Raw genomic sequence first — 20,372 nt, 5'->3', positions numbered from 1 at the left:
TTCTATTGACTAAGCAAGCATGCCCTGCTCTTTGATAAAGGCGATAATCTCATTTAGCCCATCACCTGTTTTCATATTACTAAAAATAAATGGCTTGTCACCGCGCATTTTTTTAGCATCTCTTGCCATGACTTCTAGTGAGGCACCTACCATAGGCGCAAGATCAGTCTTATTAATAATCAATAAATCAGACTTGGTAATTCCCGGCCCACCTTTACGAGGTATCTTGTCTCCTGCTGAGACATCAATAACGTATAGGGTCAAATCAGACAGTTCTGGGCTAAACGTCGCTGCCAGATTATCACCACCTGACTCGATGATAATCATCTCTAAATCTTTAAAAGTTGCTTGTAGTTCGGCAATAGCAGTCAGATTAATAGAGGCATCTTCGCGGATAGCCGTATGCGGACAGCCACCTGTTTCTACACCGCGAATACGCTCAGCAGGCATGGCATCATTACGGGTTAAAAATTCTGAATCTTCTTTGGTATAGATATCATTGGTCACTACTGCCATATTGACCGTGTCACGCATGTTTTGGCACAAACGCAACGTCAACGCGGTCTTACCACTACCAACAGGTCCACCAATGCCAAGGCGTAGGCATGACAATCCAGATGGCTGATTTTGGCGGTCATTATCAGTCTGTAAGTCTGATATAGATTGAGAGTTTTTTGGCTTGAGCGGGGTTAGAGACATATTGAATTCCTAAAACAGTTTGTATATTAATAAGTATAAATAGAAATAAGGGTGCAGTTATGAGCGAAACAATCGGCTGTATTGCTCCTCATGCATACTTGAGAGGATAGCCAAATTGGGCAAGTTATTAGATATATTAAGCGTCTCATAGAGGTCTTGGCACAGTTGTTGACAGTTCTGCTCTTCAAGCGAATCTGATGATGTCATCACTATATCAAAAGCATGCTGTACATCATCACTTAGAGCATCAACCTGAGCACCCAGATCACTCTGCAACTGCCACAGGATACGCTGCCCCGCCATCTGTCCTAGCGGTACCGTTTTGACCGCAGCCAATACCATGTTTTCTAGTTGGGCGAAGCCATACGTGGTCATTGATTGTGCCAATGGTAGCTGCCAGTGCTGTGCAATATGAGCAAAAAGTGGCAAGTAGCCGTCTTCAGGTATCTCAGCAGGTATACCGAGGCTCAGTACCTCATTGAGCCAAGATACCATTGCTTGAGCCAGTTGCTGAGATTCAAGCACAAACTCTTTACTCTCTAAGCCAGCATGATAATCGTGTGCCAGATTTGCAGCCAGCGTGTCATTACCTTGACCAAGTGCGAGCATTATTAGCCCTAATACTGGCAACTCATAGCCGATAACAGCAAGCGCTAGATAGTCCTGCATAAATACTAGCGTACTGGCTTCATCAGAGATCACGCCTGACTCAATCGCTGACTCAACACCTTGCGAATACGTATAGCTACCAATGGGTAAGTTGCTCGATGCCAGCATCAGCAGCTGACCAAGTTGGTCCGGCTGTGCAGACTGCGCACTGATATCTACCATCACTTTGGCTGCCCTACAGTCTCATCATGATGGCTGTGGTTATTTTCATGACTGTGTTCATGGCTATCTGATGCGCCATGCGTATTGCCATGTATGTCGCTGTGCGAATGGCTATGTGAATCACTACTTGAATGCGCATGCGCATGTGAGTGAGAGTGGCCATGTGAATGTCCTTGCCCTGACTGATATGCCCCTGTTTCAGGTTCAAACGGTACCGAAGCATCTTCAACCCGCAATCCAAGACGCTCTAACATTTGCGCAAGCACATGGTCGTTTTCAAAATATAACGCGTAGCCTGTATCACCGTGGTCAAAACTTTGGTCAAACATCAGTGGCACGTGCCGATTGCCTAAATGATATGCGCCTTTCATCAACGTAAAAACATCATCAGCGGTAACTTTGGTGACGACCTGAGGTTTAGCGATGACTTGTATTAGCTCGCCTGCCTCATTGATTAGCACGTCATTACCTTTGAGAGTACCTGTTCGAGGCAAGTCAACACCAACGCTCTCACCTGACACAGTGGTGGCCTTAAATCGAGAATGCTGGCGAGTATCAAAATCTAGCAGTAGATAGTCATCGGTTTGATGCTGTTCTGCTAATTGTGTTTTTTGAGCGTCATTTGGGGCATTTAAACGGGTATTAAATATCTTCATCATTATTATACTCTGGCTGTTGTTGCTCAAACGGTTGAGGAGTAAAACTCACAATATTTAGAATGATAAAACACTTAGAATAACAAGGTGTTTAGAATAACAAGGTGTTTAGAATAAAAAGTGCTTAGAATAAAAAGTAACGCTGCGCCATGGGCAATATGTCAGCAGGCTCGCAAGTTAGCATCTCGCCATCAGCACGTACTTCATAAGTCTCAGGGTTAATATCCATATCAGGGCAGTAACTATTGAAGCGCATGTCGCTTTTACGGATATGACGAATGCCATGTACTGGCTGAATGACTTTGGTCAATCCTAGCTGCTTATCCACTTGTTTTTCGATAGCTGCTTGCGACATAAAGGTGATACTGGTTTGAGCAATGGATTTTGGATATGTGGCAAACATAGGACGATAATGTACGGGCTGCGGGGTGGGAATAGAGGCATTAATATCGCCCATCGGCACAGCAGCGATAAGTCCGCCTTTGATGATACATTCAGGCTTTACCCCAAAAAACTTGGGCGACCATAACACCATATCTGCCCATTTCCCCACTTCAATTGAGCCAACCATCTCGCTAATACCATGAGTAATCGCAGGGTTGATGGTGTATTTTGCGATATAGCGTTTGATACGAAAATTATCGTTGTCCACGCTTTGGTCATAGTCTGTCAAAGTGATACGCTGGTCTTGATGCTCTATATCTGCTGTCGCATCTGGAGCGAGATGCCCACGTTGGACTTTCATTTTATGCGCCGTTTGCCAAGTACGAATAACCACTTCACCTACTCGACCCATGGCTTGCGAGTCACTACTCATCATCGAAATCGCGCCTAAATCATGCAAGATATCTTCTGCGGCAATCGTCTCTTGACGAATACGGCTTTCTGCAAAGGCCACATCTTCAGCGATAGCAGGGCTCAAATGATGACAGACCATCAGCATATCGAGATGCTCATCAATAGTATTGACGGTATAAGGGCGCGTTGGATTAGTAGATGACGGCAAAACATGTGATTCGCCAATAGCCTTAAGAATATCAGGAGCATGGCCACCGCCCGCGCCTTCGGTATGGAAAGTATGAATACAGCGATTCTTGAACGCTGCTAGTGTACTCTCGAGATAACCACTTTCATTTAAAGTATCGGTATGGATCGCCACTTGCACATCATACTCTTCAGCGACACTCAAACAGTTATCAATGGCTTGCGGAGTAGTACCCCAATCTTCATGTAGCTTTAGCCCTACGGCACCTGCTTCGATTTGTTCTGCAATAGGTTCTGGTACACTCACATTTCCTTTGCCCAGTAATCCGATATTCATAGGAATACTATCGGTAGATTTTAGCATTGAAGCAATATGATAAGCCCCTGGTGTACAGGTAGTCGCGAGCGTACCCTGTGCAGGCCCTGTACCACCACCAAGCATTGTGGTCACGCCTGACATAAGCGCTGTCTCACACTGCTGTGGTGCAATAAAATGAATATGGCTATCGACACCGCCTGCTGTCAGGATTTTGCCTTCACCAGAAATGATTTCGGTAGCACCGCCAATCGCAATATCGATGGCAGGCTGGATATCAGGGTTGCCCGCTTTGCCAATGCCGCTAATTCGACCATCCTTAATGCCGATATCTGCTTTGTAGATGCCCGTATAATCCATGACCAACGCATTGGTAATGACCGTATCGGCAACGTCAGCACCCAATAACTGCCCTTGCCCCATACCATCACGGATGACTTTACCGCCACCAAATTTAACTTCTTCGCCTTTTATCTCAATAGGTTTGCTAGCACGTGCACCACCCTCTAGTACCGCTACTTGATCGTTATCGGTACTCAATTGGCTCGTTAAATCAGCCTCAACCTGTAACCATAATTCGGTGTCGGCTAGGCGAACCTTGTCACCTGTTGTCGGACCAAAATGCTCAGCATAAATATGCCGACTCACTTTTTTCTGCGAGGTAACTGGCGGGTTTTCAGTATCTCTGTTATCTGATGCTGTGTCTGAGCTCGCGGCGCCCATCACACGCCCAGCAAAGCCATAAACTTCCTGCTTGCCAGCGTATGCTACCAACTCCACTTCACGTGACTGCCCCGGCTCAAAGCGTACTGCTGTACCAGGGATAATATTCAGGCGATAGCCACGCGTCTGCTCTCTCTCGAAACTCAAGGCATCATTGACCTCATAGAAGTGATAATGTGAGCCTATTTGGATGGGGCGATCGCCCGTATTAGCGACACTGATGGTCTGTACCTGCCGTCCTTGGTTTAAGATGATATCGCCATCTTGGATATGGTATTCGCCTGCTTGCATAAGAGTCGCCTTATTTTATAGTGAGCATTTCAGTGCTATAACATTGGTATACAGCCTTACACGATAGGATGATGTACCGTGACCAGTTTGGTGCCGTCAGGAAAGGTCGCCTCGATTTGTACTTCATCCACCATCTCTGCCACACCATCCATCACATCATCAACAGACAGATAGGTAGCGCCTTCACTCATTAATTCAGCCACTCTTTTGCCATCTCTAGCACCCTCCATCAGTAGCATGCTGATATAAGCAATGGCTTCGGGATAGTTAAGCTTAACACCTCGGTTTTTACGGCGTTCAGCCACCATGCCAGCCGTGAATAGCATGAGCTTGTCTTTCTCTGTCGGGGTCAAATGCATGGAGCTTCCTTATTGTATTTATAATGTTCTGTGTCACAGATTAGTGTACTTCAAACGTTTAGTACCTTAGCCAAAATAGCGATTGTGTCTTTTTTTAGCAGATTAATGTCATAACAAATTAAGTAGTATCTACTCAAAAATCACGTATCCCAAATCCGTGGACGACATGGCTCAAGTTGCCACCAGTGCTCACGTAACACTTCTCTAAGCTGATAGAACGCCTCAAAACAGCCACGCACATCTGTGCCAATATAGCGGATATTAATCGCTTGATAATTGTGGGTGCAATAGACAGGTAGCCCCGCTTCGGCGATTGCTTGCCGCAAAGTCATTATCGTACTGTCCAAATAACGGGTTAATGCTTGCTTGGTCGTCGCTTGCGCAGTCGCGGTTGATTTTTCTATTTTTGATGTCAGGGCCATTGGATTTTTGTATACGTCATTTAAGTTCGGCACAGCCCAAAACGACCCATAGATATGCTGTCCTGCTAGCCCTAAACGCGATGTGAACCAGCGACTTTGGGCAGACTGGGCCACACGTTCAGCAACGATGACTTTACCTTCTCGGTAGATATTCAGCCCTGTATGATAATGCCCTTGCAAAAACTGCTCATCATATGCCTGCCGCCCAAAAACGCTAATCTCCCACGTCAGTAAGCTAGATGAGTCCGTTAAATCAAAACGACTCGTCGCATGCATATTGGCTTCGTTATAAATAATACTCTCTTGCGGCAACCATTCTAGGCGAGCATTTGTGTCTAATGTGGCGTATACCTTTTGGCTAGCGTATTTAGCCATGTCACTTTGAGCTATATCGTTGTTATCTATAGCAGTATTCACTTCTACTGCGGTGTTAGCTGATTGGTCAACTAAGGTTTTGCTCTTTTGGCTGACACTGTCTTTGCCATACCATTTACCCGCCCCTGGTGTCGTAATGACAGCATGACTATCGTTATCTAAACGCAGGTTTATGGTCAGCGTATCACCACCTGCGATACCCGCTGGAGGATATAGCATCAATATATGACAAATACCCTGCTGCACACGCGGCTCAGGATACAGAGCACGCTGTACCATCAAGGCGCCTGTATGCTTACGATGATAAAGCCGAGTTTTTGACTCAGCTGTGGCTATACCTTTGATAGTATTCGTGCGTTTTACGGTGTCAAAATCTAAAGCTAAAGAAGAGGCCCAGCTCATTTCATATACTCATCTACTAATTAGGGCGTGTTGAACATCAAATATAACACACGATTGTGATGCTAAGAGGTCGAGCATTAAGCCGATCAGACAAAACCCGGTGGTATAGTCATTCCACTATAAAAGAGAAAGCAACGATGCCAACAGTCAAAATGCCAAAAGCTTATGCAGCTGGCTACATCCAGCAACGACGTCACTCCATATATACAATCATTATGCCAACTTACTGACACTGGCTATCAGAGCAAGCAGTCAATACTATGCAAATGAATGATATTGCTTGGTTTTTGAACACTGAAATTTTTGGTTATATTGTCCACCTCATTTTCACGATGTCTCAAATAGATATCAATCATTTTTATTTTTTTGGCAGGCTCTAATTTGCACCAAAATTGTACAATTTACTATCATAAATGCACCATTTTTTATCATCATATTTCTTTTTAATGTAGCACCATATTCATAAATAATGAGACACCTGTAATCCATACAGAGGTAGCCTGTCTGCTATCTTTATGGAGGGTTTCTAGGCAAGCCCCTTGATAAATGTATACACACACCTTATTAATAGGGAGTCATTTATTATTTTTCACATTAAAAAGTTACTATTGCCACGATAAAAAAGTTACCATTAGCTCAATTATTTTTAGCGACATCTAGATCGTACCATTGCATCTAGTCAGTGTTAACAACAAGCGGTAGTATTTATCATGATAAGCACCCATAAAATCTTAACCGTTCGCTAATCCCAATCCCTTTATTTTATGTACTTATAAACAGGACATCTTTATGACAGATTATGAACGCATCACTGCCAACCCGCATTTTGATATGCTGATGAGTGCGCACAACGACATGCAATATACCCAAAGTGCACCTCAAGCTGCATTAGTACCGATGGTGGTTGAACAGTCATCACGCGGTGAACGCTCGTTTGATATTTTTTCACGTCTATTACGTGAGCGCGTTATCTTTTTGACTGGTCAAGTCGAAGACAATATGGCCAATCTCATCGTCGCACAGTTACTATTCTTAGAGGCTGAAAACCCTGATAAAGATATCCATCTATATATCAACTCACCAGGCGGTTCAGTGAGTGCTGGTTTGGCGATTTTTGACACGATGAATTTCATCAAGCCTGAAGTATCAACCATCTGTATGGGCGGTGCTTACAGCATGGGTTCATTCTTGTTGGCAGCTGGCCAAAAAGGCAAGCGTTATTCACTTGCGAATGCTCGCGTCATGATTCATCAGCCTTCAGGTGGCGCGCAAGGTCAAGCAACAGATATCGAAATTAATGCTCGTGAAATCTTAAAAACTCGTGCACGTTTGAACAAAATATTGGCTGAGCGTACTGGTCAGCCAGTAGAAAAAATCGAAAAAGACGTTGAGCGTGATTATTGGTTGGATGCAGACGAAGCAAAAGAATATGGTTTGGTTGACGAAGTATTAGAGCGCCGCCCTACTTCTTTATAATTAGCATATAACAGCCTTGATAAGCATCAATTGTCTGAGCGCGATGCGTTTTGGCATTGATGCAAACAATCAAAATATTTGTAAGTTTTAAAATTTTAGGAGCGCCTTTTATGGCAGAAGACAATACCCCGCAGTGCTCGTTTTGTGGCAAAGCCAAAAGCGATGTGCAGCAGCTGATTGCCGCTGATGATGCCAATATCTGTAATGAATGCATTGAGCTATGTACCGATCTAATCGCTGACAGTGCCGAAGACGGCGATGATGACAGCGAAATCGATACCTCTTGGGTCAATAAAAAGCTACCAACGCCAAAAGAGCTGCGTGCCAAGCTTGATGAATATGTCATCGGTCAAGACGCTGCTAAGAAAGCATTGGCAGTTGCCGTTTATAACCATTATAAGCGTTTAAAAGTTAGCCAAACACTGGCCAATGACAGTAAAAAATCTAAGATTGGTGCTGATGATGCCATGGTTGAACTGGCTAAAAGTAACATCTTGCTCATAGGCCCAACAGGCTCAGGTAAGACATTACTGGCACAAACCTTAGCGCGTCTGCTTGATGTGCCGTTTGCCATGGCTGATGCCACGACCTTGACTGAAGCAGGTTATGTCGGTGAAGACGTTGAAAACATCGTGCAGAAGCTACTCCAAGCATCTGACTATGATGTGGCCAAAGCTGAGCAAGGCATCATCTATATCGATGAGATTGACAAAATCAGTAAAAAGGGTGATAACCCATCGATTACCCGTGATGTGTCAGGCGAAGGCGTTCAGCAAGCATTGCTAAAGCTTATCGAAGGCACTGTGGCTGCTATTCCGCCGCATGGTGGTCGCAAGCATCCACAACAAGAGCTGATTCAAGTCGACACCAGCAACATCCTTATCATCGTTGGTGGTGCGTTTGCTGGTCTTGATGCTGTCATTCAGCAACGTACTGAAAAAGGCGGTATCGGCTTCAACGCGGATGTCAGCTCAAAAGACGATAGCCGTCGCAGCTCAGATTTGCTACAGCAAGTTGAGCCAGAAGATTTGATCAAGTTTGGTCTGATCCCTGAGCTGATTGGTCGTCTGCCTGTACTTGCTGCACTACAAGAGCTTGATGAAGAAGCATTGGTACAAATCCTGACTGAACCTAAGAACGCACTGGTAAAACAGTATAAATATTTGTTCGATATGGAAGGTGCTGAGATTAACTTTACGCAAGAAGCACTTGATGCCATCGCCAAAAAAGCCATGGAACGTAAAACGGGTGCCCGTGGTCTACGTTCTATCGTAGAGAATGCATTGCTTGAAACCATGTATGAGCTGCCTTCTATGGAAAACGCAAAGACAGTTATGGTTGATGCAGACGTCATCAATGAAGGTAAAACGCCTGAAATCTCTTAATTTATCGTGCCGTTAACATCACTAATTATGATTAATAAGTGATTACAACAAAAAAGCGTCTAGCAAAGTTTACTAGACGCTTTTTTTATAAGTCTTTTAACCCATCGCTATCGTCAAAGAAGTCTAAAACGAGTACAAGGCAGCCGACTGCAAATGATACATTAGCATGCTTAGCGAGGATGACGATGTAGCGGATTGATATGGGTTGGACTATATTAATATTAAGGCAACTTCATATCACCATCTAACAACCAACCCATACGGCGCATCATGTAAGCAACCATGCCAGCAATGACAGCAGGTAATACAAACATCAATAAAATAATTGCTGTCCATAGCTGACCTGTGCTCATAATTTCTTGTGACGCTTCAATGACCCCAAACACACCGACTAAACCAGCAGTACCCATACCTGCCCCTGTAGCAGTACAGGCAAGCCCGAACCCGACGGTTGCGATAGGTCCAACGATAGCACTGGCGATAACGGCGGGCAGTAGAATCAGTGGCTTTTTTAGGACATTAGGGATTTGCAACATACTAGTGCCCAACCCCTGAGATATCACACCACTTACACCGTTGTCTTTGAAACTGGCAACCGCAAAGCCAATCATATGTGCTGCACAGCCGACTACTGCCGCACCGCCAGCCACACCGCCCAGCCCAATAGCAATACAAATAGCCGCGCTTGAAGTGGGCATTGTCAGCAAGATACCGACCACGACTGCGATGACAATACCCATTAATAGAGGCTGTAACTCAGTAGCTGCTTGGATACCTTGACCAATAGCAGCGACCGCAGCAACGATAGGTGGATTCAGTAGCGCACAAACGGCTAATGCGACGGCACAGACCAATAAAGGAATTAACAAAATATCCAGCTTAGTCTTGCCAGCGACCCAAGTACCAGCACGATAAGCAAATACCGAGGTTAAATATGCCCCTATCGGATTACCAGGCAATGCCACAAAAGTCGCAGGCCCGCCTACTTGCGGGGTAAAAAGTGTACCTGCCATCAAAGCTTCAGAATGTGCGCCCAGCATACCTGCGACCAAGCAACTTAGCATGACTAGCGTTGGCGCTTTAAGATAATAGGCAATGCCCACGCCGATACCAGCCCCCATCAATATCGATGCTAGCTTACCAACTGCAACCAACGCAGGCAGATCTAGCCAGCCACCAATTTGTGAAATGATAAGGCCCGCTATCAATGTGACAAAGAGACCTAAAGCCATACCAGTAAAAGCATCGATAAAATACTTCTGAAAAAAGGATTTAATGACGCCAGTAGATGCAGGTGTTGAGTCCGATACAGTCATAGCCATACTCGTTGAGGAAGTAATGATAAGATATAATAAAACCACAAAGTAAAATAGCGTTACTAAAAATAAGAGACAAAAAAAGCGTCATTACGACGCTTTTTTATAAATAAACCATTAAGATTTCTACAGCAACTAAATCTAACGGCGCTGCTCAACGATGATGGAGTCAATACCATTATTCTGTAAGCGCTGCTGAGCAGTCGTTACTGCTTGACGATTACTCATCGGCCGTGAGATCACTTGATAGATGGGCTCACCATTGCCCGTTGTATTCTTGGCGACTCTAGCATCGACACCAGCCATCAGTACCTGTGCACGGCGACGATCCGCTTCATCTGCATCACCAAAGCTATTTATCTGCAAAATGTAAGTCGCAGCAGGCTTGGCAGCTTGAACACTGGCAGTACCTGCACCACTTGCTCGATTGGTTGCACTACTGGTGCTATTGGTCGGTGCTGAGCCATCATAGGTCGCATCTTCTTCAACGATCACGATATCATCACTAGCAGCATTGCCACGGCTAGGTTCGATCACGGTGTTTTCAGTAATGCCAACATTGCCAGTGTCTTCACTGCTGGTCGCTGAAGCACCATTCGGCTGAGTGACCACGATATCAGGCTCAAAGGCTTCGATACCACCGATACGATCATTGTTTATTTCACCAAAATCTTCATCAGGGATGGTCGCCATCTCTTGATTGGGTAAAATATCATAAAACTCATAATCGCCATTATCGGTATCAGTCTCGACTCGCGGCTGTACCTGACGATCAGGGTCATTGTCGGCACTGCTATCAGCAGGACTGAAATTAAATAATGGTGAGAGGTATATAAACACACCGATCATCAGTGTCAGTACTGCTCCGACAAACATCCATAACAAGCCTGATACGCTACTTGTTTTGCGCTTTTCAGTCGCACCTTTAGGTTTTTTGGCTAGCATGGATCTGGTTCTCCCTACTGAATCTATCTATCATAATCACATTATTGTTATCAATCGTCTATACTCATAATACTACATATTATAAAGTTACTGCATGTTAGAAGCTGACTACTTATGAGCAAGCGACTACATGCTAGACGGTGCAGACAATCCTAACAAACCAAGCCCATTAGACAAGACCTGTCGCACGGCTTTAGACAAACGCAGACGGGCTTGCATTAAGTCCAGCTCGTCAGCACTTGGCGTGCCACCAGAGGTCAAACTCATCGGCAAGATACGATTGCTGTCATACCAGCCGTGGAACAATGCGGCCAAATCTTTTAAATAATTGGTCAATATATGTGGCTCATAGCCAGTCGCGGCACGCATGAGGGTTGCTGGATAGCCTGCCAATAGCTTAATCAACTCATCTTCATGGGACGCATTAAGCAATTCTTGATGCGCCAAACCAACCGCATCATCTACTGTAAGCCCACTATTTTGCAAATTCTCTAATACTCGGCACACACGTGCATGCGCATATTGAATATAGTGCACCAAATTGTCTTTGCTTTGTGATTTGGCAAGTTCTAAATCAAAATCAATATGCACTTCAGGCTTACGTGCTACATAATAGAATCTCGCAGCGTCATTGCCAACTTCGGCACGCAGCTCACGCAGAGTCACAAACTGACCAGAACGCGATGACATTTGTACTTTTTCAGAACCGCGCCATAGTGCCACAAATTGTACAAGCACCACGTCTAAACGTTCGGCATCGATACCCAGTGCAGTTAACGCGGCTTTTACACGTGGGACATAACCATGATGATCTGCGCCCCACACGTTAATGACTTTGTCAAAACCACGATCAAATTTATTCTTATGATAAGCAATGTCAGAGGCAAAATACGTTGACTGACCATTGGCACGGCGTACCACACGGTCTTTTTCATCACCGAAGTCAGTCGATTTAAACCAAATGTTGCCGTCTTTTTCGTACAAGTAACCTTTGTCATCGAGTATTTGTAGAACAGGCTCAATCTCGCTATCGATAGAGCGCTCGCTAAACCAGCACTCATAGCTCACGCCAAAATCATTTAAGTCGTCTTTGATATCCGCCAAAATACTGCTCAATGCTGCATTTAAAAACAGCTCATAGCCATCACCAAGCAATGCTTTACTATTGGCAATTAGCCCATCGATATGCGCTTCTTTGTCGCCTGACAATAGAACTTTTTCGCCGTCTGCATTTATCTCAAACTTAGCATCGGCAGGCACTTCTTTGGCAATATTTGCAAAACTATGCACGTAGCTATCAGCATGTTGTGACTTGACCGTTTGGGCAATATCACTGACATAGTCGCCTTGGTAAGCATTGACAGGAAAGGTAACTTGCTCGCCATTGGCTTCTAAATAACGCAAATACGTACTGGTCGCTAGAATATCCATTTGACGGCCAGCGTCATTGACATAATATTCACGCGTGACGTCATAACCAATCGCTTCTAGTAAGTTTGATACGCTCATGCCAAATGCAGCGCCGCGGCCATGACCGACATGCAAGCTAGACGTTGGATTAGCAGAGACAAACTCAACTTGGATTTTTTGCCCTTCAAACTGATCGCTTAAACCAAAACGGTCTTGTAAGGTAAAAATATCGTCCAATACCGCAAATTTGGCTTCAGCGTTTAAAAAGACATTGATAAACCCTGGCCCTGCGATTTCTACTTGGCGTATGTCTTGGTTTTCAGGTAGCGCGTTGACGATTTTTTCGGCAAGCTGGCGTGGGTTGGCCTTGGCAGCTTTGGCAGCAGTCAGCGCGATATTACTGGCAAAATCACCATGACTAAGGTCTTTAGTACGGGTGATTTGGCTATTGTTTTGCCAGTCAGTAGGCAGTGTGCCGTCGGCTTGCAAGGTCTGAATAGCATCGTTGAATAGTGATGCAAGTGTATCAATTTGGGCTTGTGACATAGGGATTTGAACTCAATTAAATAAACAACAAAAACGATGTGAAAATGTGACGAGTGCAAGCAGTCAATAACTGCTTATTATAATAGCGACCGACATTGCAGGGGATAAAATAATACAAAAAGATAAGTAACCTGTAAATATAACAATCTTTGCGCTTTATTGCACCATTTGCACCGAAATTAGTACTAAAATCTTACGGTTAAGACAGTCAACTCTAATAGTTGAGATAGGTGACAGACGTACTTTACGTACTTACTGCCTATAAATCATGATAAAGCAGTATAAAAGTAGCTATTCAATAAATATCAGCCCTATTGATTGTAGCGTTACTGTTGCTCGATACTGGGCAGTCGTTTATACCTGACTGCTTCCACGTTATAATAATGGTTTGTACGACTCTTCTCAGATATAAAAGAGGCGTTACTATTTTCTTATAGGATCATGCCATGTTTGCTATTGCTGCCAGTACTGTCACTAGTTGGGGATTGTACCTTTTATTGCCAATCTTTATTGCTTTCTTGTTTTTTATTATGTGGGATATCTCTAAAGAATCTCAAGCTGGACGCGCCGGTACATTTTGGATTTTCGTAGCGCTTGGTGCAGGCTGTGTTGGCTTCATTATCAAGATTATCATGGAAGTTGCCTTTAAAAAGTGGTTAATCTAATCGGCGTTAGTCACTTTGTATAACCTTGCCTATTCTATAACTTCGCTGACATAGGTTGGTAAATCCCATGCGCCACCAGCAAAACCTCGGCACATTCCTGAGCTAGAATCTTCTGATTTGGCAAAAGTTTGACCATCCCAAACCCAAACTAAACGATTCCAGCAGTCACCCAATCCTCGATCTTTATGTACTGCCCAAATCTCACCATCAGAATAATCATTGCCTGCGGTGGTAATTAGCTGAGGGTTACGAGGTTTTGCATTATCTATAAGCCAATATCCACTAGCTGCGTTGTAAGCACCCATCCAACAGCTATGGACAGCTAAAGTATGAGTAGCATCAATAGGGATAAACTCCCAACCAGAGCTGTCGCCAGCATATTTTGCAAAATTTATAGAAGTGTCACTTTTAGGATTTATAAGCTCACAATCTCCCATCACATCCTCCGAACCTATTAACTGCTCAGAGTTGATATCTACCCACGTATTAATATTTTTCTGAAAATAAGCCAACCTTAAAGCATTTAACTGTTTATTGTCTTTTTCTGAATAAGCGAATGCTTTTTTTATCACAGGTGTTGGCTTAGCAGATTTTGGTGTTTGCTTACTAGCATGATTCTTACTCACCAATGCTATTGACGTACCCACTCTGCCTTGTACTTCATCAAGTTTAAGCAACACCGCTCCCATACCTTTGTCACTAATCGTCCAGCGATCACGACCTACTCTTACTTCTATTTTTGTATTCAGGCGAGCGTGACGAAGCAATTGCTTGGTTTGATTTTCATCTAGCATATGCCTAGAATCATCATCACTTCTACTATTGATAGCGCCGTAACTTTTGTCATTTAGCCATAACTCGGTATGGCTAGATTCATTACCAGTATTCAAACTATCATCAGATGATGACTGGTAAAACTCATCATCTGAATATATAAAGTCTACATATACTTTTGGCAAAGCTTTCTTCGGCTCTACAACCATTAATATCGATACTGGATCGCTATTAGCACTTTCTTCAGCGTAACCCGCTGCTCGGCAGGTCAAAGTGTTGTCGCAAACCACTTGCCAATCATCTTTGACAAAACCCCAGCCTTCAAATGGATCACCATACGCATCTGACGCCACAGCGGGTAGCGAAAACAAACTGAGCGTCATCAAAGCCATTACTATTTTCACAATTCTTCTTCCTTGTGTTAGGGTCTCTTATAGCAACTATTTATATTGACTGACGTTGGCCCTGCTACCCTAAAAAACTATCTTTTGGCAATTAATGTCGCGCGCATCGGCGCAGGATACCCTTCCATGGTTTTAGTCGAGTCATTAGGATCCAAGAAGTCTGCTAACGAATGATAAGTCATCCATTCCGTTTTACGCTGCTCTTCCGTCGATGTCACGGCCACATCGACGCAGCGTACGTCTGAGAATCTAGCTTTTTCTAACCAACCAATTAATGCTGCGACTGATGGCAAAAAGTACACGTTATTCATCTGCGCATAACGGTCGTGTGGCACTAGTACGGTATTGGCATCGCCTTCAACAACTAACGTCTCAAGCACTAGCTCACCACCTTTGACCAACTGACCTCTGAGCTGCTGTAAATGCTCAAAAGGTGACTGGCGATGATAAAGCACGCCCATACTAAATACGGTGTCAAACAACTGGCTGTGTGCAGGCAAGGCTTCCAGCGGTACAGGGATATAATGTGTACGGTAGCGGCCCCTGTCCTTAGCATGAGTATAAGTATGAGCATCTGCTGCGCCAACGAAATGACGAATTGCCATAAACTGATGATAAAACAAGCATGACGGATCAATGATAATGACCGTATCCGCCCCTGCCCCTGCCATACGCCAGCCGTGATAACCAGAGCCACCGCCTACATCTAACACGCGGCGACCTTCTAAACTACCCAAATGCGGCGCAACTCGCTGCCACTTCCAATCACTGTGCCACTCGGTATCAATCTTAATACCTGATTCATCATCGCCAATCTGACTGCCGATTTGACCGCCGATTTGACCGCCGATCTGAAATGGCCCTTTGCGCCATGGCATCAGCTGCTTTAACAGTGCCATTGCTTGTTTACGCTCAGACTCATTAAGACTGGCATCAATCGTCAAGGTATCACTGTTTAGATCGACATTATTGACGGTTAGTGTTGGCAAGCGAGCGACTGACGCTTGGTAGGCAGGCGCGTGCGCATAATTGGCTTTGTCTTTGATAGTATTTAGCCATGTTGGTAATTGCTTAAGCCACTCATAAGCGATCGGCTGCTGCTGTGCCAGCTCTAGCAAAGTTAAATACAGTTCACGTTCGGCGTTGATGATAGTTTCGTTGAGCATAAAAGCAGATTACCGTGTTGATTATTATTTAAATGAATAAAATTAAAAGAGTTAAAATAAAAGAAAAGGCACCTCAACATATGAATTCTTCAGAGGTGGTGAAATATGCGGGGCATAGGTTATCTATCTTTAATAACTCAGTTTACGTTTCGTTATTACCCAATCCTAGTGTTTAAACTTATATATTATTCGAACGCCATTATATTTGCTGTTTTTATAATTTCATTTATTGCTTTGTGAGGAACTGGAAAATTCCCCATAAAACTACTCTCATATGAGTCCCAAAGTTCTTTTTTTCCCTCCGATGGCTTATACCACTCAGCATTTTCAGTACAACCCTTAGCTATAATAAACATAATTACTTTGAAGGGTTTTGGTGCACCTACACCTGGCTCAAAAGTAGGGAGCTTTTTAACTCCTAGAAATTCACCCAATAACTTGGCATCAATAATCCCTTTATTAACCTGATCTAATAGCTCTGGTCTATAACATACTAATAAGATACCAATTAATCGGAGCAGCTTATAACCTAAATATTGTCGTTCAGCAAATATTGCTGATTCAGATAGAGTCTGTGCAATTTGTATATGTAAAATCAATGTCTCTATTTCTCTAAGAGATAGACTGCGAGAGCGAACTAAATCCTCAATCGCTGCTTCAAAATAATTATCGTTTAAATAATCAGCAGGTAAACACTTTTTTTCTGACGCTAGGTTGAAAAAATGCTGTTTAGCAGCTAAAACAGGAGATTGATAACCCCTACTAGAAAGAGAAGATAATTCAAACCTAAATTTTATAAATTTATCCAAGTAGCGTTGTGCATCAACTGCCTGACCATAGCAATGGTTTATAGAAGCTCTCAACTGCTGAGTATTAGTAACAAGTACGAAGCTAACACCTTCAACATCAAAAGTATGCTTGATTATCTCAAGCATATCGACCGCGAAGTTTGGTCTACAGCGATCAAGCTCATCGATAAATATAATAATAGGGTCTTGAGATGCAATGGCAGTTAGAGCAGTTTGTAATGTTTTTAAACTCTTTTCTGCCTCCACATGATCTTTGAGTATCAACTCTGCTGTTTTATCTATTGAATCATCAGCTGCTTTTTGAATTACTTCATCAAAATCATTTGCAATATCAGCAAAATCTTGTCTCAGAAGATGAGAAACACCAGCTTTAGCAACTGTTTTTAGGGTGTACCGTACAGCTGGCAGTACTCTGTTTATAAAAGCTTTTCTACGTGGGCCATCAGGTAAGATTTTAATAATTTCTGCTAGTACAGTCATCAAAGGCTCATCAACGTGATCAGCTTTAAAAGCATCGATATAAATTATATTGTGCGTACTGCCTTCTTTCATTAAATTGATAAGTTTATGACAGAACTCAGTTTTACCTGTTCCCCAACTACCATCAATAACCATTGGTGAAATATCTATATCAGACTTTAGGAGCTTAATAGCTTTTTCAGCGATACTTTTACGTTGAAATTCATCACGCCCACCTTGTCCATCGAATGTTTTTGCCGTAATGTCCATATCCATTTTATCGCTCCTTATTAATTATAATCTAACTTAGCAAAGATATACGATGCAATAGGGCGCGCATAGCGCACCGATAAAATAACTGTCTATTTACATTATTACGTGAAACTCAGACAATAGCGAAAAGCGAGATAAGCTCCCACTATTTATTCAAACAACCCTATTTAAACGCCACAATAGACACAAAGTTCAAAAACTGAAACCATGTCAGATGACGCTTAAAACCAACTTCACTCAATCGTGCATGATGCTCGTCTAAAGTATCAGTAATAAGGACATTTTCTAACGCATTGCGCTTGCCGCTGATTTCCATCTCGGTATAGCCATTCGCACGTTTAAAGTCGTAATAACGCTCAACCAGCCATGCATCATACTGCTCATCAAATGCGTGGGTTTTTTCAGTCAGTACCAATATGCCGCCTTCACTTAATGCCGCATAAATCTTCTCTAATACCGCGACTCTATCGGCAGCTGGTAAAAACTGTAGCGTTAAATTCAAAATCACCATATCGCATGGCTCAAGCATCACGTCACGAATGTCAGCAGTGATGACTTCGATATCATGCTCAGGATAGTTCTCACTTAGCAGCGTGGTCGCCTCTGTCGTCATCGCCGGTGAGATATCAATCGCCTTAATCTGCAAATCTTGCGGCTCAAACTCGCCCGCCAGCGCCATCGTAGCCCCGCCAAGTGAGCAACCCAAATCATAAATACGGCTGACACGTTGTCCATTATCACCTTGTTGACGATACTTACAATGACGACGGGCAAAGATAGGAAGCATCGCGAGCACTTGACCATAACCAGGCACACTACGGCGAATCATGTCAGGGAAACAAGCCACTACCTGCTCATCAAATGAAAAGCGCGACGCTTTATCCAGCGGTGTAGTAAACGGTTTGTCAAATAGGGTGTCATGTTTGATAGTAGGCTTGGATTGGCTCATGGTGCGACTCGTTTTTGGATAATAGAACTTACATTAGGAAATATTTGGCGATTTTGCTCGTCATTATTAAGCGAGAACAAAGCAACGTATAGGTCATTCAATTCAACAAAGGTACAAGGCAACCAAGTGCAGATGTATAGGCAATACTTCAAGCGAGGTTAACGCTGTAACTTGTTTATAGTGAATGTCCTATAGCAAAAATCCATTATAACATTACTGTTTGTTACTTATCGCGTTTGGCTCGCCTGCTAAGCTGATTAAGTAGTGCTAAAGGTAGTGAGACATTGAAAAGAAACGTTGAAAAATGAAAACATCACAACCAAATACAGCACTTAACTCATATCTATAATAATAGGAAAAATTATGCAAACCATTATATTAGGCGGTGGCTGCTTCTGGTGTACCGAATCCATATTTTTATCAGTAAAAGGCGTGCAATCTGTCGTATCAGGTTATATGGGCGGCGATGCCGTCTCAGCCAATTACGAAGATGTTTGTAGCGGAACGACAGGACACGTTGAAGTTATCAAAGTCGAGTTTGATGACACTATCGTACCGTTAGAAGTTATCTTAGATGCTTTCTTTGCGACGCATGATCCCACCACGATGGATCGTCAAGGTAATGATGTCGGTAGCCAGTACCGTAGCGTCGTGTTTTACACTGATGAAAATCAAAAACCAACTGTCGACCGTACCATTAATAAATTGCGTGATATGGGTGTCAGCGTGGTCACTGAAGTACATCCTGCCGTTGATTTTTATAAAGCTGAAGAAGCACATCAAGACTTCTTTAATAGAAACCCAGGACAAGGCTATTGCAACTTTGCAATCCCGCCAAAGCTTGCGAAACTACGTAAAGAATTCAGTCAGTACATGGTAAGCTAAATAGTGAATTACATCAGCATTTATGTGTTTAGAATAAATGCTTAGCGCCATATCTGATAAAAGCCAAACGCCTATATTGCAAGCGTTTGGCTTTTTAATGTTGTCAGTAGTATCCATTAAATCGCTATCGCAACAAGCGTAAAATAAAGGCTAACATCATGAATCCAGAATTTTGGCAAACACGCTGGCAGGAGAAACGCATTGGCTTTAATCAGTCTGTAGTGAACCCGTTATTAATGAAATACCTAAGCCATTTAAACGTGCCAACTGGCGGCTGTATCTTTGTACCTTTATGCGGCAAGTCGATAGATATGGTTTGGCTAGCAGCGCAAGGCTATGATGTGGTGGGTGTTGAATTAGTAGAAACAGCCGTACAAGCATTCTTTGCTGAACAAAATATCGTACCCACCGTACATGAGCATACAACTAGCCCCACTCTCAAATATTATCGAGGTCAGTTGTCGGGACAAACCATTACTTTATGGGTTGCTGATATTTTTGCACTGACGCCTGAAAATATTGGTTCCATCGATGCCGTATATGATAAAGCTGCATTGATTGCCTTGCCAGCCGATATGCGTGTGAAGTATAGCGAGCACGTTCTACAGCTTAGCGATACTGCTGATAAAGGATATGCACCGCAACTATTAATAACGCTCAATTATGATCAAAGTAAAAGAAACGGGCCACCCTTCTCAATTAATGATAAACAAATACAACAGTATTATGGCCAGCATTATCAAATCAGCGAACTCGCCAGCGAACCTACTTCTGTAGGGTCGACACCTGAGTTGACGGTGACAGAGCATGTCTGGCTGTTAAATAATAACTAAAATGCTAAGCACAGCGATT

At 43.3% G+C, this 20,372-nt stretch carries 18 protein-coding genes; 5 read left to right on the top strand and 13 right to left on the bottom strand.

All coding sequences use genetic code 11. The features are described 5' to 3' along the window. Positions 1 to 9: 9 nt before the first annotated feature. The 6 genes from ureG to I6E84_RS13465 all read right to left on the bottom strand — a co-directional run bounded on the left by ureG (position 10) and on the right by I6E84_RS13465 (position 6,058). Positions 10 to 699, bottom strand: a complete 690-nt coding sequence (gene ureG, locus I6E84_RS13490; RefSeq protein ID WP_197218499.1) for an urease accessory protein UreG — start codon at positions 697 to 699, stop codon at positions 10 to 12. A gap of 57 nt (positions 700 to 756) precedes the next feature. Next, complete coding sequence (locus tag I6E84_RS13485) at positions 757 to 1,530, bottom strand: urease accessory protein UreF (RefSeq protein WP_197218564.1); 774 nt, start codon at positions 1,528 to 1,530, stop codon at positions 757 to 759. Further along, positions 1,530 to 2,186: an urease accessory protein UreE gene (gene ureE, locus I6E84_RS13480; RefSeq protein ID WP_197218562.1), complete on the bottom strand. Its 657-nt coding sequence runs from the start codon at positions 2,184 to 2,186 to the stop codon at positions 1,530 to 1,532. The genes I6E84_RS13485 and ureE overlap by 1 nt, the downstream gene beginning before the upstream one ends. A 124-nt stretch (positions 2,187 to 2,310) precedes the next feature. Further along, positions 2,311 to 4,500, bottom strand: coding sequence for an urease subunit alpha (gene ureC, locus I6E84_RS13475; protein WP_197218498.1), 2,190 nt, complete (start codon positions 4,498 to 4,500; stop codon positions 2,311 to 2,313). A gap of 56 nt (positions 4,501 to 4,556) precedes the next feature. Next, positions 4,557 to 4,859, bottom strand: a complete 303-nt coding sequence (ureA, locus tag I6E84_RS13470) for an urease subunit gamma (protein ID WP_197218497.1) — start codon at positions 4,857 to 4,859, stop codon at positions 4,557 to 4,559. A gap of 140 nt (positions 4,860 to 4,999) precedes the next feature. Next, on the bottom strand, positions 5,000 to 6,058 hold the full coding sequence (locus I6E84_RS13465) for an urease accessory protein UreD (protein WP_197218496.1): 1,059 nt from the start codon (positions 6,056 to 6,058) through the stop codon (positions 5,000 to 5,002). A 789-nt stretch (positions 6,059 to 6,847) separates the two neighbouring features. On the opposite strand from I6E84_RS13465, the gene clpP reads away from it, so the two are divergent. Together clpP and clpX are read left to right on the top strand one after the other, a co-directional pair. Further along, the gene (gene clpP / locus I6E84_RS13460; protein WP_413786953.1) at positions 6,848 to 7,534 is read left to right on the top strand and encodes an ATP-dependent Clp endopeptidase proteolytic subunit ClpP; all 687 of its coding nucleotides are present in this window, start codon (positions 6,848 to 6,850) and stop codon (positions 7,532 to 7,534) included. 110 nt (positions 7,535 to 7,644) lie between these two features. Then, complete coding sequence (gene clpX, locus I6E84_RS13455) at positions 7,645 to 8,919, top strand: ATP-dependent protease ATP-binding subunit ClpX (RefSeq protein ID WP_194198226.1); 1,275 nt, start codon at positions 7,645 to 7,647, stop codon at positions 8,917 to 8,919. Positions 8,920 to 9,140: 221 nt separating this feature from the next. On the opposite strand, the gene I6E84_RS13450 is transcribed toward clpX, so the two are convergent. The 3 genes from I6E84_RS13450 to argS all read right to left on the bottom strand — a co-directional run bounded on the left by I6E84_RS13450 (position 9,141) and on the right by argS (position 13,136). Next, entirely contained in the window at positions 9,141 to 10,235 is a 1,095-nt protein-coding gene (locus tag I6E84_RS13450; protein WP_197218494.1) for a PTS transporter subunit IIC, read from the bottom strand. A 141-nt stretch (positions 10,236 to 10,376) separates the two neighbouring features. Continuing rightward, on the bottom strand, positions 10,377 to 11,180 hold the full coding sequence (locus tag I6E84_RS13445) for an SPOR domain-containing protein (protein WP_197218492.1): 804 nt from the start codon (positions 11,178 to 11,180) through the stop codon (positions 10,377 to 10,379). A 126-nt stretch (positions 11,181 to 11,306) separates the two neighbouring features. Next, positions 11,307 to 13,136, bottom strand: a complete 1,830-nt coding sequence (gene argS, locus I6E84_RS13440; protein ID WP_197218490.1) for an arginine--tRNA ligase — start codon at positions 13,134 to 13,136, stop codon at positions 11,307 to 11,309. A gap of 446 nt (positions 13,137 to 13,582) precedes the next feature. Between argS and I6E84_RS13435 the strand changes: the two genes are divergently transcribed. Continuing rightward, the gene (locus I6E84_RS13435; RefSeq protein ID WP_110924151.1) at positions 13,583 to 13,801 is read left to right on the top strand and encodes a DUF2788 domain-containing protein; all 219 of its coding nucleotides are present in this window, start codon (positions 13,583 to 13,585) and stop codon (positions 13,799 to 13,801) included. 29 nt (positions 13,802 to 13,830) lie between these two features. Here the strand turns inward: I6E84_RS13435 and I6E84_RS13430 are convergent, their stop codons facing one another. The 4 genes from I6E84_RS13430 to cmoA all read right to left on the bottom strand — a co-directional run bounded on the left by I6E84_RS13430 (position 13,831) and on the right by cmoA (position 18,635). After that, positions 13,831 to 14,979 carry a DUF1176 domain-containing protein gene (locus tag I6E84_RS13430; RefSeq protein ID WP_320158648.1) on the bottom strand — a complete coding sequence of 383 codons (1,149 nt, stop codon included), beginning with the start codon at positions 14,977 to 14,979 and terminating at the stop codon, positions 13,831 to 13,833. A gap of 77 nt (positions 14,980 to 15,056) precedes the next feature. Beyond that, positions 15,057 to 16,145, bottom strand: coding sequence for a tRNA 5-methoxyuridine(34)/uridine 5-oxyacetic acid(34) synthase CmoB (gene cmoB / locus I6E84_RS13425; protein WP_197218488.1), 1,089 nt, complete (start codon positions 16,143 to 16,145; stop codon positions 15,057 to 15,059). 185 nt (positions 16,146 to 16,330) lie between these two features. Further along, positions 16,331 to 17,689, bottom strand: a complete 1,359-nt coding sequence (locus tag I6E84_RS13420) for a P-loop NTPase fold protein (RefSeq protein WP_197218486.1) — start codon at positions 17,687 to 17,689, stop codon at positions 16,331 to 16,333. 160 nt (positions 17,690 to 17,849) lie between these two features. Then, complete coding sequence (gene cmoA, locus I6E84_RS13415) at positions 17,850 to 18,635, bottom strand: carboxy-S-adenosyl-L-methionine synthase CmoA (RefSeq protein ID WP_197218484.1); 786 nt, start codon at positions 18,633 to 18,635, stop codon at positions 17,850 to 17,852. Between the two features lie 363 nt (positions 18,636 to 18,998). Here cmoA and msrA point away from each other — a divergent pair, with 363 nt between their 5' ends. After that, on the top strand, positions 18,999 to 19,520 hold the full coding sequence (msrA, locus tag I6E84_RS13410) for a peptide-methionine (S)-S-oxide reductase MsrA (protein WP_197218482.1): 522 nt from the start codon (positions 18,999 to 19,001) through the stop codon (positions 19,518 to 19,520). A 158-nt stretch (positions 19,521 to 19,678) separates the two neighbouring features. After that, the gene (gene tmpT / locus I6E84_RS13405) at positions 19,679 to 20,353 is read left to right on the top strand and encodes a thiopurine S-methyltransferase (RefSeq protein WP_197218481.1); all 675 of its coding nucleotides are present in this window, start codon (positions 19,679 to 19,681) and stop codon (positions 20,351 to 20,353) included. Positions 20,354 to 20,372: the final 19 nt, after the last annotated feature.

This window comes from Psychrobacter sp. SCQQ22, assembly GCF_015864605.1.
In the GTDB taxonomy this organism is placed as follows: Bacteria; Pseudomonadota; Gammaproteobacteria; order Pseudomonadales; family Moraxellaceae; genus Psychrobacter; species Psychrobacter fozii.
This window is presented reverse-complemented; position numbering and strand designations above follow the sequence as displayed.

Coding starts and splice junctions, on each gene's coding strand:
- ureG (WP_197218499.1), bottom strand. CDS start 699: ATGTCTCTAACCCCGCTCAAGCCAAAAAACTCTCAATCTATATCAGAC.
- I6E84_RS13485 (WP_197218564.1), bottom strand. CDS start 1,530: ATGGTAGATATCAGTGCGCAGTCTGCACAGCCGGACCAACTTGGTCAG.
- ureE (WP_197218562.1), bottom strand. CDS start 2,186: ATGAAGATATTTAATACCCGTTTAAATGCCCCAAATGACGCTCAAAAA.
- ureC (WP_197218498.1), bottom strand. CDS start 4,500: ATGCAAGCAGGCGAATACCATATCCAAGATGGCGATATCATCTTAAAC.
- ureA (WP_197218497.1), bottom strand. CDS start 4,859: ATGCATTTGACCCCGACAGAGAAAGACAAGCTCATGCTATTCACGGCT.
- I6E84_RS13465 (WP_197218496.1), bottom strand. CDS start 6,058: ATGAGCTGGGCCTCTTCTTTAGCTTTAGATTTTGACACCGTAAAACGC.
- clpP (WP_413786953.1), top strand. CDS start 6,848: ATGACAGATTATGAACGCATCACTGCCAACCCGCATTTTGATATGCTG.
- clpX (WP_194198226.1), top strand. CDS start 7,645: ATGGCAGAAGACAATACCCCGCAGTGCTCGTTTTGTGGCAAAGCCAAA.
- I6E84_RS13450 (WP_197218494.1), bottom strand. CDS start 10,235: ATGACTGTATCGGACTCAACACCTGCATCTACTGGCGTCATTAAATCC.
- I6E84_RS13445 (WP_197218492.1), bottom strand. CDS start 11,180: ATGCTAGCCAAAAAACCTAAAGGTGCGACTGAAAAGCGCAAAACAAGT.
- argS (WP_197218490.1), bottom strand. CDS start 13,136: ATGTCACAAGCCCAAATTGATACACTTGCATCACTATTCAACGATGCT.
- I6E84_RS13435 (WP_110924151.1), top strand. CDS start 13,583: ATGTTTGCTATTGCTGCCAGTACTGTCACTAGTTGGGGATTGTACCTT.
- cmoB (WP_197218488.1), bottom strand. CDS start 16,145: ATGCTCAACGAAACTATCATCAACGCCGAACGTGAACTGTATTTAACT.
- I6E84_RS13420 (WP_197218486.1), bottom strand. CDS start 17,689: ATGGATATGGACATTACGGCAAAAACATTCGATGGACAAGGTGGGCGT.
- cmoA (WP_197218484.1), bottom strand. CDS start 18,635: ATGAGCCAATCCAAGCCTACTATCAAACATGACACCCTATTTGACAAA.
- msrA (WP_197218482.1), top strand. CDS start 18,999: ATGCAAACCATTATATTAGGCGGTGGCTGCTTCTGGTGTACCGAATCC.
- tmpT (WP_197218481.1), top strand. CDS start 19,679: ATGAATCCAGAATTTTGGCAAACACGCTGGCAGGAGAAACGCATTGGC.